Consider the following 13,792-nt stretch of genomic DNA (forward strand, 5'->3'; position numbering starts at 1 on the left):
CGCCCTTCGGGCAGAAGCTCTGCATCGCTTAAATGCTTAGTGCAACGCGAGCAGAGCCTTTACACCGCAGCCTTGCGCGCATTCCGCCCCACCGGGCCGGAGCGTTCTTCGATGGCGTGCTGCAAGGGTTTGCGCAGGCCCATCAGGAACGCCAGTTCCGCGACCACGAACAGCGGGCCGATAATCAGGCCTGTCAGGTCATCAATGAATGCCGGTTTACGGCCCTCGTAATAATGGCCGATGAACTGAATTATCCAGCCAATCACAAACAGCCCGACGCCCGCACTCAGCCAGACCATGGTCGCCTGCTGCGCAAGGTTGGCCCCCGCCCAGATGCACAGCGCCAGTAACACGGCCATTACTCCACCCAGCGCTTTGTCCAGCCGCAGGTAAAACACTGTCGAGCCCAAGGCCAGCAGCGCCGCAGGGGAAATCCACAGCCCGCTGATGGTCCAGTCCGGACGCGATAAAAGCACTGCCACGGCCAGCACGATCAGCGGGATGCCCACGAAGTGGGTCAAAATGTTGCGTGAGTCACGGTGATAGGACGCGTATTGGCTGAGATGATCGACAAGGGTTTTCATTATTATTCCTGCCTGCGACGATGATCGGGTTCCGTTAACGTATCGCCTTTGCAATACGATTGCCCGCAATAAAAGGGAGCAAACATGACAAACGGAGTGCTGTGGCGGTCATCGTTGCTATCCGACTACTGGTTTTCACACTTGCCTGCCGCTTTGCAGGATAGCGTGCTGCACGCCGCTCGCCAGGTCCGCAAGACGCCCGGCAAGATGCTGTTTGAAAAAGGCGCTGCGCCATGCGGTCTTTATGCGCTGTTGGAAGGCGACGTACGCATCGGTGGCGCGCATGTTCAGCGGCTGGGACCTCGCCTCGAGCCGATCCGGCGGCCGTACTGGTTCGGCGAAGTCTCGCTGTTCGATGAAATGCCGCGCCGCTTCGATGTCTGTTCGCTGGAGCAGACCATCTTCCTGCAGGTGCCTCACTCGTTTCTGGTCTCGTTGCTCGACCGGCATCCTGAATACTGGCGCCATTTCGCAGCGCTGCTGGGTCAGAAGCTCGGTTTGCCGCTGCAAAACCCCGAGAAGCTTCTGTTGTTGCCGCCTCGTTCGCGGGTCGCATCGCGGTTGTTGTTGCTGAGTGAAGGGTATGGCCCGTTGAGCCATGCGCGGCGCTTGATTACGCTCGATGAAGTCACCTCACTGCAGGACCTCTCGCACTCGGCCTTGCTGGAAGTGCTTGAAGACCTGCACGAGCGTAAGGTCGTGCGCCTGGGCATCGGGCAACTGGAAGTGTTCGATGTCGACAAACTGCGCAAGATTGCCAACTTCTCCAAGGCCGGGGCGGTGTGCTGATCAGGCGCTTTGAGTTACAGGCCGGAAACATCCGGTAACGGCTCCGACACCTCTTCGGTTGAGATAGCAAATGGGATTCACTACCATTTCGCCTCATTTGCGAACGTGAGATACCCCGATGCAGGCAAGCAAGCGTCTTCTGGCTGCGCTGACACTGACTTTGCTGGGCAGCGCCGCCCAGGCTGCCGATGAAGTGGTGGTGTATTCCTCCCGTATCGACGAGCTGATCAAGCCGGTGTTCGATGCCTACACGGCAAAGACCGGGGTGAAGATCAAGTTCATCACCGACAAGGAAGCGCCGTTGATGCAGCGCATCAAGGCCGAGGGCGAAAATGCGACCGCCGACCTGTTGCTGACAGTCGATGCCGGCAACCTCTGGCAGGCCGAGCAAATGGGCATCCTGCAGCCGTTTACCTCGCCGGTCATCGAAGCCAACATTCCGCCGCAGTATCGCTCGTCTACCCACGGCTGGACCGGCTTGAGCCTGCGTGCGCGCACCATCGCCTATTCCACCGACCGGGTTAAACCGGTCGAACTGACGACCTATGAAGCGCTGGCCGATAAGAACTGGGAAGGGCGTCTGTGCCTGCGCACGGCGAAGAAGGTCTACAACCAGTCGCTGACCGCCACGCTGATCGAAACCCACGGTGCCGAAGCGTCCGAGAAGATCCTCAAGGGCTGGGTGAACAACCTGTCCACGGATGTGTTCTCCGATGACATCGCGGTGCTTGAGGCAATCAATGCCGGGCAGTGCGATGTGGGTATCGTCAACACGTACTATTATGGCCGCCTGCACAAGCAGAACCCGGACCTGGCGGTGAAACTGTTCTGGCCGAATCAGGCGGACCGTGGTGTGCACGTCAACTTGTCGGGCATCGGTCTGACCAAACATGCACCGCACCCGCAAGCGGCCAAGGCGCTGGTGGAGTGGATGACCGGCCCTGAGGCGCAGAAGATCTTCTCCAGCGTCAACCAGGAGTTCCCGGCCAACCCGAACGTGGCACCTTCGGAAGAAGTCGCGAGCTGGGGGCAGTTCAAGGCCGACACCATCCCTGTCGAAGTGGCAGGCAAGTGTCAGGCAGAAGCCATTCGCATGATGGATCGCGCGGGCTGGAATTGATTTAATACCCACTGCCCTATCGCGCCACGCTCAGCGGTATACACAAGCCCTGACTAGCCTGGAACACTGCGCTTTACAGGCTTCTGCCCGAAGGGCGTGGGAGCGGACTTGTCCGCGAAGCCGTCAGTTCAGATAGTGCATTTTCTGAGAATGTACCGGCCTTTTCGCGGACAAGTCCGCTCCTAGGGCTTTCAGCCAGAATCAGACGCAGACCTGTGCGCACGCTCCTGAACCCCCTCATTTCGAGAACCCTCTTGGCCCATCCTGTCCAACGCCGCTGGTACCCACTGGTCTTTGCCATCGCTGCGCTGGTGCTGCTGCCGCTGAGTGTATTGCTGCTGTCATGGGAGACCATCGACACGCAGATCTGGTCGCACCTGCTTGAAACACAGATGGCGCGCCTGTTGAGCAACACACTGATTCTGCTGCTGGGGGTTGGCGTGGGCGTGACGCTGCTGGGCGTAAGCCTGGCCTGGCTGACCAGCCTGTGTGAATTCCCCGGAAGACGCTGGCTGGACTGGGCGCTGATGCTGCCGTTCGCAATCCCGGCCTATGTGCTGGCGTTTGTGTTTGTCGGGTTGCTGGATTTTTCCGGCCCGGTGCAAACCCTGATGCGTGAATGGTTCGGCTCCGGCCTGCGCTTGCCACGGGTACGTTCCACTGGCGGGGTGATCATCGTGCTGGTGCTGGTCTTCTATCCCTACGTCTACCTGCTGGCGCGCACCGCGTTTCTGGCGCAAGGCAAAGGGCTGATGGAAGCTGCGCGGGTGCTGGGCAACACGCCTTGGCAAGCCTTCTGGCGCGTTGCGTTGCCGATGGCGCGCCCGGCCATCGGCGCAGGTGTGGCGCTGGCGTTGATGGAAACCCTGGCGGATTTTGGCGCGGTATCGGTGTTCAACTTCGACACCTTCACCACCGCCATCTACAAGACCTGGTACGGCTTCTTCAGCCTGTCCAGCGCCGCGCAACTGGCCAGCCTGTTGCTGCTGGCGGTGCTGATCCTGCTGTATGGCGAGCGTCGTGCCCGTGGCGCAAGCCGGCCGGGTAACGAAAGGCCCCGCGCCACCGCGCTTTACACGCTACGCGGCGTCAAGGCATGGAGCGCCAGCCTGTGGTGCGGGCTGGTGTTTCTCTGCGCCTTCGTCGTGCCGGTGCTGCAATTGATCGTGTGGGTCTGGCAGCGTGGCCGTTTCGACCTCGACGAGCGGTACACCGGTTTGATTCTGCACACCCTCTATCTGGGCGGCATGGCGGCCTTGATCACCGTCAGCGTCGCGTTGATTCTGGCCTTTGCCCGACGCATGGCACCTACACCGGTCATTCGTTCTGGCGTCAGTCTCGCCAACCTGGGTTATGCACTACCGGGCTCGGTGCTGGCCGTTTCAATCATGCTGGCGTTCAGTTACCTGGACCGGGCGCTGGTCGTCCCGCTGTCGGGCTGGCTGGGCGGCGCGGGCAAGCCGTTGCTGCTGGGCAGTTTGTCAGCCCTGCTGCTGGCTTATCTGGTGCGTTTCATCGCCGTCGCCTTCGGGCCGCTGGAACACAGCCTGTCGCGCATCCGTCCGTCGCTGCCTGAAGCGGCACGCAGTCTGGGCGTCGGCGGACCGAAGTTGTTTCTCAACGTGTACCTGCCGCTGCTGGTTCCGGGAGCGCTGAGCGCGGCATTGCTGGTGTTCGTCGATGTCCTCAAAGAGATGCCGGCAACCCTGCTGATGCGCCCGTTTGGCTGGGATACGCTGGCCGTGCGCATCTTTGAAATGACCAGCGAGGGCGAGTGGGCGCGGGCTGCATTGCCAGCTTTGTCTCTGGTTCTTGTAGGATTATTGCCTGTCATTGTGTTGATTCGTCGCTCTGCCCGTCAGATTGGCTAGGTGCGGGCCCCTCACCTTGCGGCTACAATGCGCCGCAATTGGTGCGGTCTGTCAGATTATTCGGTCAGCTGTAATGTGTTGCAAACTCCGGTTTATTGGGGGGCTTGCCGATACTTTCTGCCCGCACCTTCGCCACGCCCGGAAGGAGAAACCCATGGGACAGCGTACCCCCCTGTTCGACCTGCACCTCGCGCTGGGCGCGAAAATGGTCGATTTTGGTGGTTGGGACATGCCGTTGCATTACGGATCGCAAGTTGAGGAGCACCACCAGGTGCGCCGCGACTGTGGGGTCTTCGATGTCTCCCACATGAACGTCATCGATGTGCTCGGCCGTGAGGCCAAAGCCTGGCTGCGCCGGTTGCTGGCCAACGACGTCGACAAGCTCAAGACCCCTGGTCGCGCCCTGTACAGCGCCATGCTGGATGAGCAGGGCGGTGTCATCGATGACATGATCGTCTACCTCACCACCGACGGTTACCGACTGGTCGTCAACGCCGCGACCGGTGCCAAGGACCTTGCCTGGATGCAGTCGCAGCTGGGCGATTTCGATGTGCAGTTGCTCGCACGCAGCGAAATGGCGATGCTGGCAATTCAAGGGCCACAGGCCAGAAACCGGATTGCCCAGCTGGTTTCCAGCGCTCGCGCAGAACTGATCCGCCAGCTCAAGCCGTTTGAAGGCCTTGATGATGGCGACTGGTTCATTGCGCGCACCGGTTACACCGGCGAAGACGGTCTGGAAATCATGCTGCCTGCCGACGAAGCCCAGCGCTTTTTCAATGAACTGGTCGGCGCGGGTATTTCTCCCATCGGCTTGGGCGCGCGTGACACGCTGCGTCTGGAGGCAGGCATGAACCTCTACGGGCAGGACATCGGTGAACATGTTTCGCCGCTGGCCTCGAATATGGCCTGGAGCATCGCCTGGGAGCCTGCCGACCGTGATTTCATCGGCCGTCAGGCGCTGGAGAGCGAGCGAGCCGAAGGAATAGCCTTCAAACTCGTCGGCCTGGTGCTTGAAGAGCGGGGGGTTTTACGGGCTCATCAGGTGGTTCGCGTCGCAGAAGTTGGCGAAGGTGAGATCACCAGTGGTAGTTTCTCTCCTACGCTGAGCAAATCCATTGCTCTGGCGCGCGTTCCGATGGCAACCGCTGATCGGGCCGAGGTGGAAATCCGCGGCAAGTGGTATCCGGTGCGGGTGGTACAGCCTGCGTTCGTGCGCTACGGCAAAACCTTGATTTAACCTATGGCGGGTTTTCCGCTGACCCGATGTTGAGGATGACTAAATGAGCAATATTCCCGCCGAGCTGCGTTTCGCTGAAAGTCATGAATGGGCACGCCTGGAGTCAGATGGCACCGTGACCGTCGGCATCTCGGATCACGCACAGGAAGCGCTGGGCGATGTGGTTTTCGTTGAGCTGCCGGAAATCGGCAAGGTGTTTGCTGCTGCTGATACCGCTGGTGTCGTCGAGTCGGTCAAGGCTGCTTCGGATATCTACTCCCCGGTTGCGGGTGAAGTAATCGAAGTCAATGAAGCGCTGCGCGATTCGCCCGAGTCGCTCAATAGCGAGCCCTACAGCGCCTGGATCTTCAAGCTCAAGCCCGCCAGTGCAGAGGCTGATCTGGCCAAACTGCTGGACGCTGCAGGCTACAAAGGCGTCATCGGCGAGTAATCGTAAGGCAAAAAAATGCCGCTCATCGAGCGGCATTTTTTATGCGCGGTGCTTATCGGCCAAACCCGCTGGCCGACGAGACTTACTGGCTTTCAGCAACCAGATTCTTTTCCAGAATCGCGTTGGCCAGTTCCATGTCCGTGGCCTTCAGGCCAGGGTTGTCTATGCGAACCTGCTGGATAGCGGCTTCCAGAAACGGGCCACGAATGTCGCCGTTGCTGGCAACGTAGCTGCCTGCATCATCCTGAGCGGCGACGATCAGTTTGTGGTCCTTGAAGGTCAGGTAAGACGAGCCGGTAGTAGCGCCCGACGACAGCACGTTACGCCAGAAGGTGTCAGCCATCGCTGAACCCATTGGGATGGAAAGCAAGGCTACGGTGGCGACAGCAAACTTGAGACGCATGATGAGTTACTCCAGCGGTGGTTGTTCTGAGGGGTTGGATAGCTAAAGCCATGAACTAGTTCAATCAATGTGTACCACTTAGTTCACTTTAGCTTGCTCGCCATGACGTCAGGCCTCCGGCACAACGCTTCCAACCCTGTCAGCGCTGTTCGCTTTGCGGTGTCACCCGCAGTACTTCCTCAAGTGTAGTCAGCCCGGCCGAGACTTTTTGCGCACCAGACAGACGCAAGCTGCGGGTGCCCTCCTTGAACGCCTGACGGCGCATGGCAGTTAGGTCCAGGTCTGCGGAGATCAATGCCTTGATGTTGTCGGACATGACCATGATCTCGTAGACCCCGGCCCGCCCCCGATAGCCGGTGTCGCGACATTCCACGCAGCCGACCGCCTGATGCGCGCCGGGCGGTACAGGCGCTTGCCAAGGGCGGGTCAGGGTTTGCCAGTCGGTTTCGTTCAGGTTGATCGGCGCCTTGCAGTGCGGGCACAGCGTGCGCACCAGACGCTGGGCCATGACGCCGAGGATGGTGGCTTTGAGCAAGTAATGCGGCACGCCCAGTTCAAGCATGCGGCTGATGGCGCTGGGTGCGTCGTTGGTGTGCAGCGTCGACAGCACCAGGTGACCGGTCAATGCCGCCTGAATGGCCATTTCAGCCGTTTCCAGGTCGCGAATTTCGCCGATCATGATGATATCCGGGTCCTGACGCATCAAGGCGCGCACGCCAGCGGCAAAGCTCAGATCGATATTGTGCTGCACCTGCATCTGATTGAAGGCAGGCTCGACCATCTCGATGGGGTCTTCGATGGTGCAGAGGTTGACCTCCGAGGTCGCCAGCTTCTTGAGAGTGGTGTACAGCGTGGTGGTCTTGCCCGAACCGGTCGGGCCGGTGACCAGAATGATGCCGTTGGGCTGGCGGGTCATTTCCTGCCAGCGCCGCAGGTCGTCACTGGAAAAACCCAACTGGTCGAAGTCCTTGAGCAGCACTTCGGGGTCGAAAATCCGCATCACCATCTTTTCGCCGAACGCCGTCGGCAAGGTCGATAAGCGCAGCTCCACTTCGCGGTTTTCAGGCGTGGTGGTCTTGACCCGTCCGTCCTGCGGCTTGCGTTTTTCAGCGACGTTCATCCGGCCCAGGCTTTTCAGGCGGCTGACAATCGCCATGATGACCTGCGCCGGAAACTGATAGACGTTGTGCAGCACCCCGTCGATGCGAAAGCGCACCGTGCCTTGTTCGCGGCGCGGCTCGATATGGATATCGCTGGCGCGTTGCTGGAATGCGTACTGGAACAGCCAGTCGACGATGTTGACGATGTGCGCGTCGTTGGCGTCTGGCTCCTGGTCACTGGCACCGAGCTTGAGCAACTGCTCAAAGTTGCCCATATTGCTCATTTTTTGCTCAGACGCATTGGCACCGCTGACCGACTTCGCCAGCCTGAAAAACTCCATCGCCATGCGCTGGATGTCAGTCGGGTTGGCGACCACACGCTTGATCTGCAGCTTGAGCACGTGCGCCAGGTCCGCTTCCCATGAGCGCACATACGGCTGTGCGCTGGCGATGGTCACCGACTCGCGGTCCACCGCCACAGCGAGAATCTTGTGGCGCTGGGCGAAGGCATAGGACATCAGTGGCGTGACGGCCGCCACGTTGATCTTCAGCGGGTCGATGCGCATGTAGGGCTGACCGGAGGCTTTCGCCAGCCAGGCCGTCAGGGTTTCCAGGTCGAGTTTTTTGCCCGGCCGCTTCAAGTCATCAAACTGCTGCGACGCGAGAAACTCGAGCGGATGCAGCTGGATATTCACCGCACTGCGACGCTGGGTGAGTGCCGTTTCGGTGTCGTCCTGGCTCAGATAGCCTTCCGTGACCAGTTCACGCAACACGTCGTTCAGGTCGAGCCAGCGATCCTGTGAAGAGGGGGCCAGGGCTGCCATGCGCGCTCCTTGAGGCAATTCGTCATTGGGCGATGAACAAGAGTAGACGCCAAGCGTGACAGCGTTACTCGTTCTATGCGACCGGGAATTACCGGAGCAGGCGAATTGATTCAGCCGGTGGCCAGGGCAACGTGAGTTTGCGGGGCATCGAGGGCGTCGATGTGTGCGACTTCCACCGAGTAAACGTCGATCAGGTTGCGCATTTTTTCGCCAATCACCTGCGCCCGGTGCCAGCTCAGTTTGGCGACGTGCAGGTCGATGATCAGCAGGCTTTGCTGCTGCACGACGGTGAGCTGGTGAGGAATCAGGTACTGCATCGCAAGCAGGTTGAGCACCTGACAGAGCAATGCTGGCTCGGCTTCGGCGACAACCTGGTAGCGCGCGCAGCAGGGCGCGTTGCTGGATGACCAGTTGTCGGGGCGTTGCGAGGCGGCGGTGACGGCTTCAAGGTTGGGCATGCTGATTCTCCAAGGCGTTGGGAGAAATCTTTGCATGGAGAAAAAGAAATTTCTGGTCGATCATCAACTGGATTAGGCTTGTTGCGACTTGTTTATGCGTCAAAGCGCATTGTGGAAAATTAATTATGCAAATCGATCTGGATGTGTACGACCGCAAGATTCTGGCGCTGCTGCAGGAAGACGCGTCGCTCTCCAGTGCGCAGATCGCCGAGCAGGTCGGCCTGTCGCAATCGCCCTGCTGGCGTCGTATTCAGCGGCTCAAGGACGAAGGGGTGATCCGTCGGCAGGTCGCGTTGCTGGATCGCAAGAAAATCGGCCTGAACACGCAGATATTCGCCGAGGTAAAACTCAACGCCCACGGGCGTTCCAACTTCACCGAATTCACCGATGCCATTCGCGGCTTTCCCGAGGTATTGGAATGCTATGTGCTGATGGGCTCGGTGGATTTTCTGCTGCGCATCGTGACACCGGACATCGAGGCTTATGAGCGATTCTTCTTCGAAAAGCTCTCGCTGGTGCCCGGCATTCAGGAAGTGAACTCGACAGTGGCGCTGTCAGAGATCAAATCCACCACCAGCCTGCCGCTGCTGCGCCAGGGTGGCTGAACGTAAGCTTTTGACTATCGTGCCAATGCTCCGCGTTGGCATGCAGTTCGTGACGCTCTGCGTCACAAGTTTGCGCCACACCGCGCACTCAAGATCGGACGCAGAGCGTCCAGAAAGGCATTCCCACGCGGAGCATGGGGACGATAATCAACGTCACGAAATCCAGCCGTTACAAACGCAACAAGGTCTTCCACGCGCGGCTCTGGAAGACGGTAATGGCTTGTTGCACGCGGGCATCGAGGATTTCGTCGCTGATGTCCAGATGGGCCAGTTCTTCGAGTTTGCGCAGCTCGCCGTACAGGCGGTCCAGTTCTGGCAGGTCCAGCGCGCCGCGTGCCCAGTGCAGCCAGGCCTGAATTCGCTCGATGCGCGGCAGTTGTTCGGCCAGGTCTTCCGGCTGCTGCTGATAACGGCTTAGTTGCAGGGAGGTCGCTTCTTCACCCAGCAGGCGAGGCAGCCAACTGCTCAGCAGCGCAGCGCCCTGGCGGTTGCCGCGGGTGTTGCGTTCGGCGGTCCAGCTGCGGGCCAGCAACCAGCGTGAGGTGTTCAGCGAGAACTCGCCCCAGCGGGTGTCCTGCAATTCTTCCAGAAACTGCTCGTGGGCTGCACCACGGACATCGGCATCTTCCTGACCGGCCTGAACCAGCGGACGCCAGTCTTCCAGCAACGCATCCAGCGCGGTACGCAGTTGGGCGGTCGAGGTGCGTGGCGCCGCCTGGCCGAGGCTGCTGGTCAGGGCGCGCAGTTCGGCGAGCATCTCGACCCAGTCCTGCAGCAAACGCCAGTGACCGTTGAAACGGTATTGCGCGGCCAGACGCTGGCTGCTGCCCAGCAGGTGCCAGGCCAGCGCGGAGTAGGCGTCGTCCAGCGGGGTTTCTGCGTTCAGGGTTGGTGCAGGCAGGCTCAGCGAATAACTGCTGGCATCCAGCAAGCGATAACCGCGCTCGGCCTTGCTGATGTCGCACGGCATCAACGGCAGCGTTGCAGCCAGTTCAGCGGCCAGTTCCAGCAGCGCGGTAGGGTCGCCCTCGCGCAGCTCCAACTCCAGCTCGCAGATTTCTTCCTTTTGCTTGCCTGCAACCACTTGGCCCAGGTCCAGCGCGGCTTCGATCACGACTTTGGTCTTGCCGCGACCCCAGGCAATTTCGGCTTTTTCACGGATGAAATCGGTGGTGAACAGCGGCTTGATGGACTTCTTGTCGAGTTCGGCCAGTTGCTCGGGCCAGCAATCGCCTTCGAGCTTTTTCAGGTCCAGCTTGGCCTTGGTCAGGTCCCAGTTGTACTCGTTGCGTTCGGACAGGCCGGCCACGCTTTGCCCGCGGGTCTTCATGGTCTGGATGATCTGATCGCCGTCGCGACGGATGCGCAGCGCCACCTTGGCGTGGGCCAGCTCGCGCTCAGGGGTATCGAAATACTGGTTCGACAGTTCCAGCCGCTCCCAGCCACTTTTGTTGCGCTTCTTGAGCAACGGGTGTTCGCGCAGTGCAGCGAGGGTCTCGCGGCTGACGCGGAGTTTGATTTCTGTTTCTTTTTGCATGGCCGGGGGAATCCAAACGCTGATGCTGATAACGGGAGCGCAGCCCATGACTGAACGGCTGCTGAGGCCGCCAGTGTACAGGACATGGCCCGAAACGGTTTATTCCTGGGTTGCTATGGCCCTATGATGGGCCGTGTTCCGTCTTGATAACAGGAAGCGTCCATGCCGTTGCCGTCCATGAAAGACCAGTTTGCCGCCTTGATCGCTGCGCCCTCGGTGAGCTGCACTCAGCCTTCTCTGGACCAGACCAACCGGCCTGTCATCGATCTGCTGGCCGGGTGGCTCGCAGACCTGGGCTTTGCCTGCGATATCCAGCAGGTTTCCCCCGGCAAGTTCAATCTGCTGGCAACCTTCGGCACAGGCCCCGGCGGGCTGGTGTTGGCGGGCCACAGCGACACCGTGCCGTTCGACGAGGCATTGTGGAAAACCGACCCCTTGAAGCTCACCGAGGTCGATGGCCGCTGGGTCGGGCTGGGCAGCTGCGACATGAAGGGCTTTTTTGCGCTGGTCATCGAGGCTGTGCGTGGCCTTGTCGATCAGCCGTTCAAGCAGCCGCTGTTGATTCTCGCCACCTGCGATGAAGAAAGCTCGATGGCCGGCGCGCGTGCGCTGGCAGAAGCCGGACGCCCGCTGGGTCGTGCGGCGGTGATCGGCGAGCCGACCGGGCTCAAGCCGATCCGCATGCACAAAGGCGTGATGATGGAGCGCATCCACATTCTCGGGCGCAGCGGTCATTCGTCCGACCCGAGCCTGGGCCACAGCGCGCTGGAGGCGATGCATGACGCGATCAGCGAACTCAAGGGCCTGCGCACGCAGTGGCAGCTTGAATACCGCAATCCGCAGTTCACGGTGCCGCAGCCGACCTTGAACCTGGGCTGCATTCATGGCGGCGACAACCCGAACCGGATCTGTGGTCAGTGCTCGCTGGAATTCGACCTGCGCCCGCTGCCGGGCATGGACCCTGAGGTGCTGCGTGCCGCCATCCGGCAGAAGCTTCAGCCGTTGGCCGAGCTGCATCAGGTGCAGATCGACTACGCTCCTTTGTTCCCCGAGTGCGCGCCGTTCGAGCAGGTGGCCGACGCTGAACTTGTGCGTGTTGCCGAGCGTCTCACCGGTCATACGGCAGCGGCGGTAGCATTCGGCACCGAAGCGCCTTATCTTCAGCGTCTCGGTTGCGAGACGCTGGTTCTCGGCCCTGGTGATATCGCCTGTGCGCATCAGCCGGGGGAATACCTCGAAATGTCACGTCTGGACCCTACAGTGCGTCTGTTACGTCAATTGATCGAGCATTACTGCCTGACGCCTCAGTGAGCCAGGCCCTACAAATGTTGAATACAAGGAGACTGCGAGTGCCAAGCCTGTTCCGACGATAACCACCACACCGTTGTGCGTGCTTTTTCTTTTCGTCCATTTTTTCTACAGGCTCTTGTTGTCATGCCCGAATACGTCAACTGGCTTCGCCATGCGTCTCCCTACATCAATGCCCACCGCGATTGCACCTTCGTCGTCATGCTGCCCGGCGACGGCGTTGCGCATCCCAACTTCGGCAATATCGTCCACGATCTGGTGTTGCTGCACAGCCTGGGCGTGCGGCTTGTGCTGGTGCACGGCTCGCGTCCACAGATTGAAAGCCGTCTGGCCCAGCGCGGCATTACCCCGCGCTACCATCGCGACATGCGTATCACCGATACCGAGACGCTGGAGTGCGTGATCGACGCCGTCGGCCAGTTGCGCATCTCGATCGAGGCGCGCCTGTCGATGGACATGGCCGCCTCGCCGATGCAGGGCTCACGGCTGCGGGTGACCAGCGGTAATGTGGTTACTGCTCGCCCTATCGGGGTGCTGGAAGGTGTCGATTATCAGCACACCGGCGAGGTGCGCAGGGTAGACCGCAAGGGTATCAATCGCCTGCTGGACGAGCGTCATATCGTGCTGCTGTCGCCGTTGGGTTATTCACCGACCGGCGAGATTTTCAATCTGGCCTGCGAAGACGTCGCCACGCGCGCTGCGATTGATCTGGCTGCCGACAAGCTGCTGCTGTTCGGTGCCGAAACCGGGTTGCTGGACGAGCAGGGCCGTCTCGTGCGCGAGCTGCGCCCGCAACAGGTGCCTGCGCATTTGCAGCGGTTGGGTGTTAACTATCAGGCCGAATTGCTCGATGCAGCGGCCGAGGCCTGCCGCGGTGGTGTGGCTCGCAGCCATATCGTCAGTTATGCCGAAGACGGCGCACTGCTGACCGAGCTGTTTACCCGCGACGGTGGCGGCACGCTGGTGGCGCAGGAGCAGTTTGAACTGGTTCGCGAGGCGGCGATCGAGGACGTCGGCGGTTTGATGGACTTGATTACGCCGCTGGAAGAACAGGGCATTCTGGTACGCCGTTCTCGTGAGGTGCTGGAGCGCGAGATCACTCAGTTCAGTGTGGTCGAGCGTGAAGGGCTGATCATTGCCTGCGCGGCGCTATACCCAATTGCCGACTCGGAGTCTGGTGAGCTGGCGTGCCTGGCCGTCAACCCGGAATACCGCCACGGCGGACGTGGCGACGAGTTGCTGGAGCGCATTGAAAACCGGGCGCGGGCGCTGGGCATCAAAACCCTGTTCGTCCTCACCACCCGCACCGCACACTGGTTCCGCGAGCGCGGCTTCGAGCCCAGCAGCGTCGACCGCCTGCCTAGCGCCCGTGCGTCGCTGTACAACTTCCAGCGTAATTCGAAGATCTTCGAAAAGGCGATTTAAGCTCAGGAGCGGACGCAGAGCGTCCAGAACGGCATACGACGCGGAGCGTCGCACGATAGTTGAGGTTATCGTTCCGCACGCTCCGCGTGGGAATGCCGTTC

General features: G+C 60.5%; 13 protein-coding genes. 8 read left to right on the forward strand and 5 right to left on the reverse strand.

Annotation, left to right across the window (positions count from 1 at the left end; all coding sequences use genetic code 11):
* Positions 1-59 precede the first annotated feature (59 nt).
* Positions 60-584, reverse strand: a complete 525-nt coding sequence (locus DW49_RS0127010) for an Mpo1 family 2-hydroxy fatty acid dioxygenase (RefSeq protein ID WP_005613769.1) — start codon at positions 582-584, stop codon at positions 60-62.
* A gap of 84 nt (positions 585-668) precedes the next feature.
* Here DW49_RS0127010 and DW49_RS0127015 point away from each other — a divergent pair, with 84 nt between their 5' ends.
* From DW49_RS0127015 to gcvH, 5 genes are all read left to right on the forward strand, one after another.
* Positions 669-1,373: a Crp/Fnr family transcriptional regulator gene (locus tag DW49_RS0127015; protein ID WP_005613770.1), complete on the forward strand. Its 705-nt coding sequence runs from the start codon at positions 669-671 to the stop codon at positions 1,371-1,373.
* A gap of 118 nt (positions 1,374-1,491) precedes the next feature.
* On the forward strand, positions 1,492-2,493 hold the full coding sequence (locus tag DW49_RS0127020) for an extracellular solute-binding protein (RefSeq protein ID WP_005613771.1): 1,002 nt from the start codon (positions 1,492-1,494) through the stop codon (positions 2,491-2,493).
* Positions 2,494-2,747: 254 nt separating this feature from the next.
* Positions 2,748-4,364 carry an ABC transporter permease gene (locus tag DW49_RS0127025; RefSeq protein ID WP_005613772.1) on the forward strand — a complete coding sequence of 539 codons (1,617 nt, stop codon included), beginning with the start codon at positions 2,748-2,750 and terminating at the stop codon, positions 4,362-4,364.
* A gap of 154 nt (positions 4,365-4,518) precedes the next feature.
* Positions 4,519-5,601, forward strand: a complete 1,083-nt coding sequence (gene gcvT, locus DW49_RS0127030) for a glycine cleavage system aminomethyltransferase GcvT (protein ID WP_024420513.1) — start codon at positions 4,519-4,521, stop codon at positions 5,599-5,601.
* 43 nt (positions 5,602-5,644) lie between these two features.
* Entirely contained in the window at positions 5,645-6,031 is a 387-nt protein-coding gene (gene gcvH / locus DW49_RS0127035; RefSeq protein WP_005613774.1) for a glycine cleavage system protein GcvH, read from the forward strand.
* A gap of 82 nt (positions 6,032-6,113) precedes the next feature.
* Here gcvH and DW49_RS0127040 read toward each other — a convergent pair whose 3' ends face one another.
* The 3 genes from DW49_RS0127040 to DW49_RS0127050 form a co-directional block, all read right to left on the reverse strand.
* A complete protein-coding gene (locus DW49_RS0127040) occupies positions 6,114-6,434 on the reverse strand; it encodes a DUF2388 domain-containing protein (RefSeq protein ID WP_003380209.1) in 321 nt (106 codons plus the stop codon).
* Positions 6,435-6,573: 139 nt separating this feature from the next.
* Positions 6,574-8,358: a type IV pilus assembly ATPase TfpB gene (gene tfpB, locus DW49_RS0127045; protein WP_005737361.1), complete on the reverse strand. Its 1,785-nt coding sequence runs from the start codon at positions 8,356-8,358 to the stop codon at positions 6,574-6,576.
* A gap of 110 nt (positions 8,359-8,468) precedes the next feature.
* Entirely contained in the window at positions 8,469-8,816 is a 348-nt protein-coding gene (locus DW49_RS0127050; protein ID WP_005613778.1) for a hypothetical protein, read from the reverse strand.
* Positions 8,817-8,941: 125 nt separating this feature from the next.
* Here DW49_RS0127050 and DW49_RS0127055 point away from each other — a divergent pair, with 125 nt between their 5' ends.
* A complete protein-coding gene (locus DW49_RS0127055) occupies positions 8,942-9,421 on the forward strand; it encodes an Lrp/AsnC family transcriptional regulator (protein WP_007247178.1) in 480 nt (159 codons plus the stop codon).
* 169 nt (positions 9,422-9,590) lie between these two features.
* On the opposite strand, the gene DW49_RS0127060 is transcribed toward DW49_RS0127055, so the two are convergent.
* Positions 9,591-10,958: a CYTH domain-containing protein gene (locus DW49_RS0127060; RefSeq protein ID WP_005613780.1), complete on the reverse strand. Its 1,368-nt coding sequence runs from the start codon at positions 10,956-10,958 to the stop codon at positions 9,591-9,593.
* Positions 10,959-11,120: 162 nt separating this feature from the next.
* On the opposite strand from DW49_RS0127060, the gene argE reads away from it, so the two are divergent.
* Both argE and argA read left to right on the forward strand, forming a co-directional pair.
* Positions 11,121-12,269, forward strand: a complete 1,149-nt coding sequence (gene argE / locus DW49_RS0127065) for an acetylornithine deacetylase (RefSeq protein WP_005613781.1) — start codon at positions 11,121-11,123, stop codon at positions 12,267-12,269.
* Positions 12,270-12,392: 123 nt separating this feature from the next.
* Positions 12,393-13,691 (forward strand): amino-acid N-acetyltransferase, encoded by a 1,299-nt coding sequence (gene argA / locus DW49_RS0127070; RefSeq protein ID WP_003380218.1) that lies wholly within the window; start codon positions 12,393-12,395, stop codon positions 13,689-13,691.
* Positions 13,692-13,792: the final 101 nt, after the last annotated feature.

Source organism: Pseudomonas avellanae BPIC 631, from assembly GCF_000444135.1.
Lineage (GTDB): Bacteria > Pseudomonadota > Gammaproteobacteria > Pseudomonadales > Pseudomonadaceae > Aquipseudomonas > Aquipseudomonas avellanae.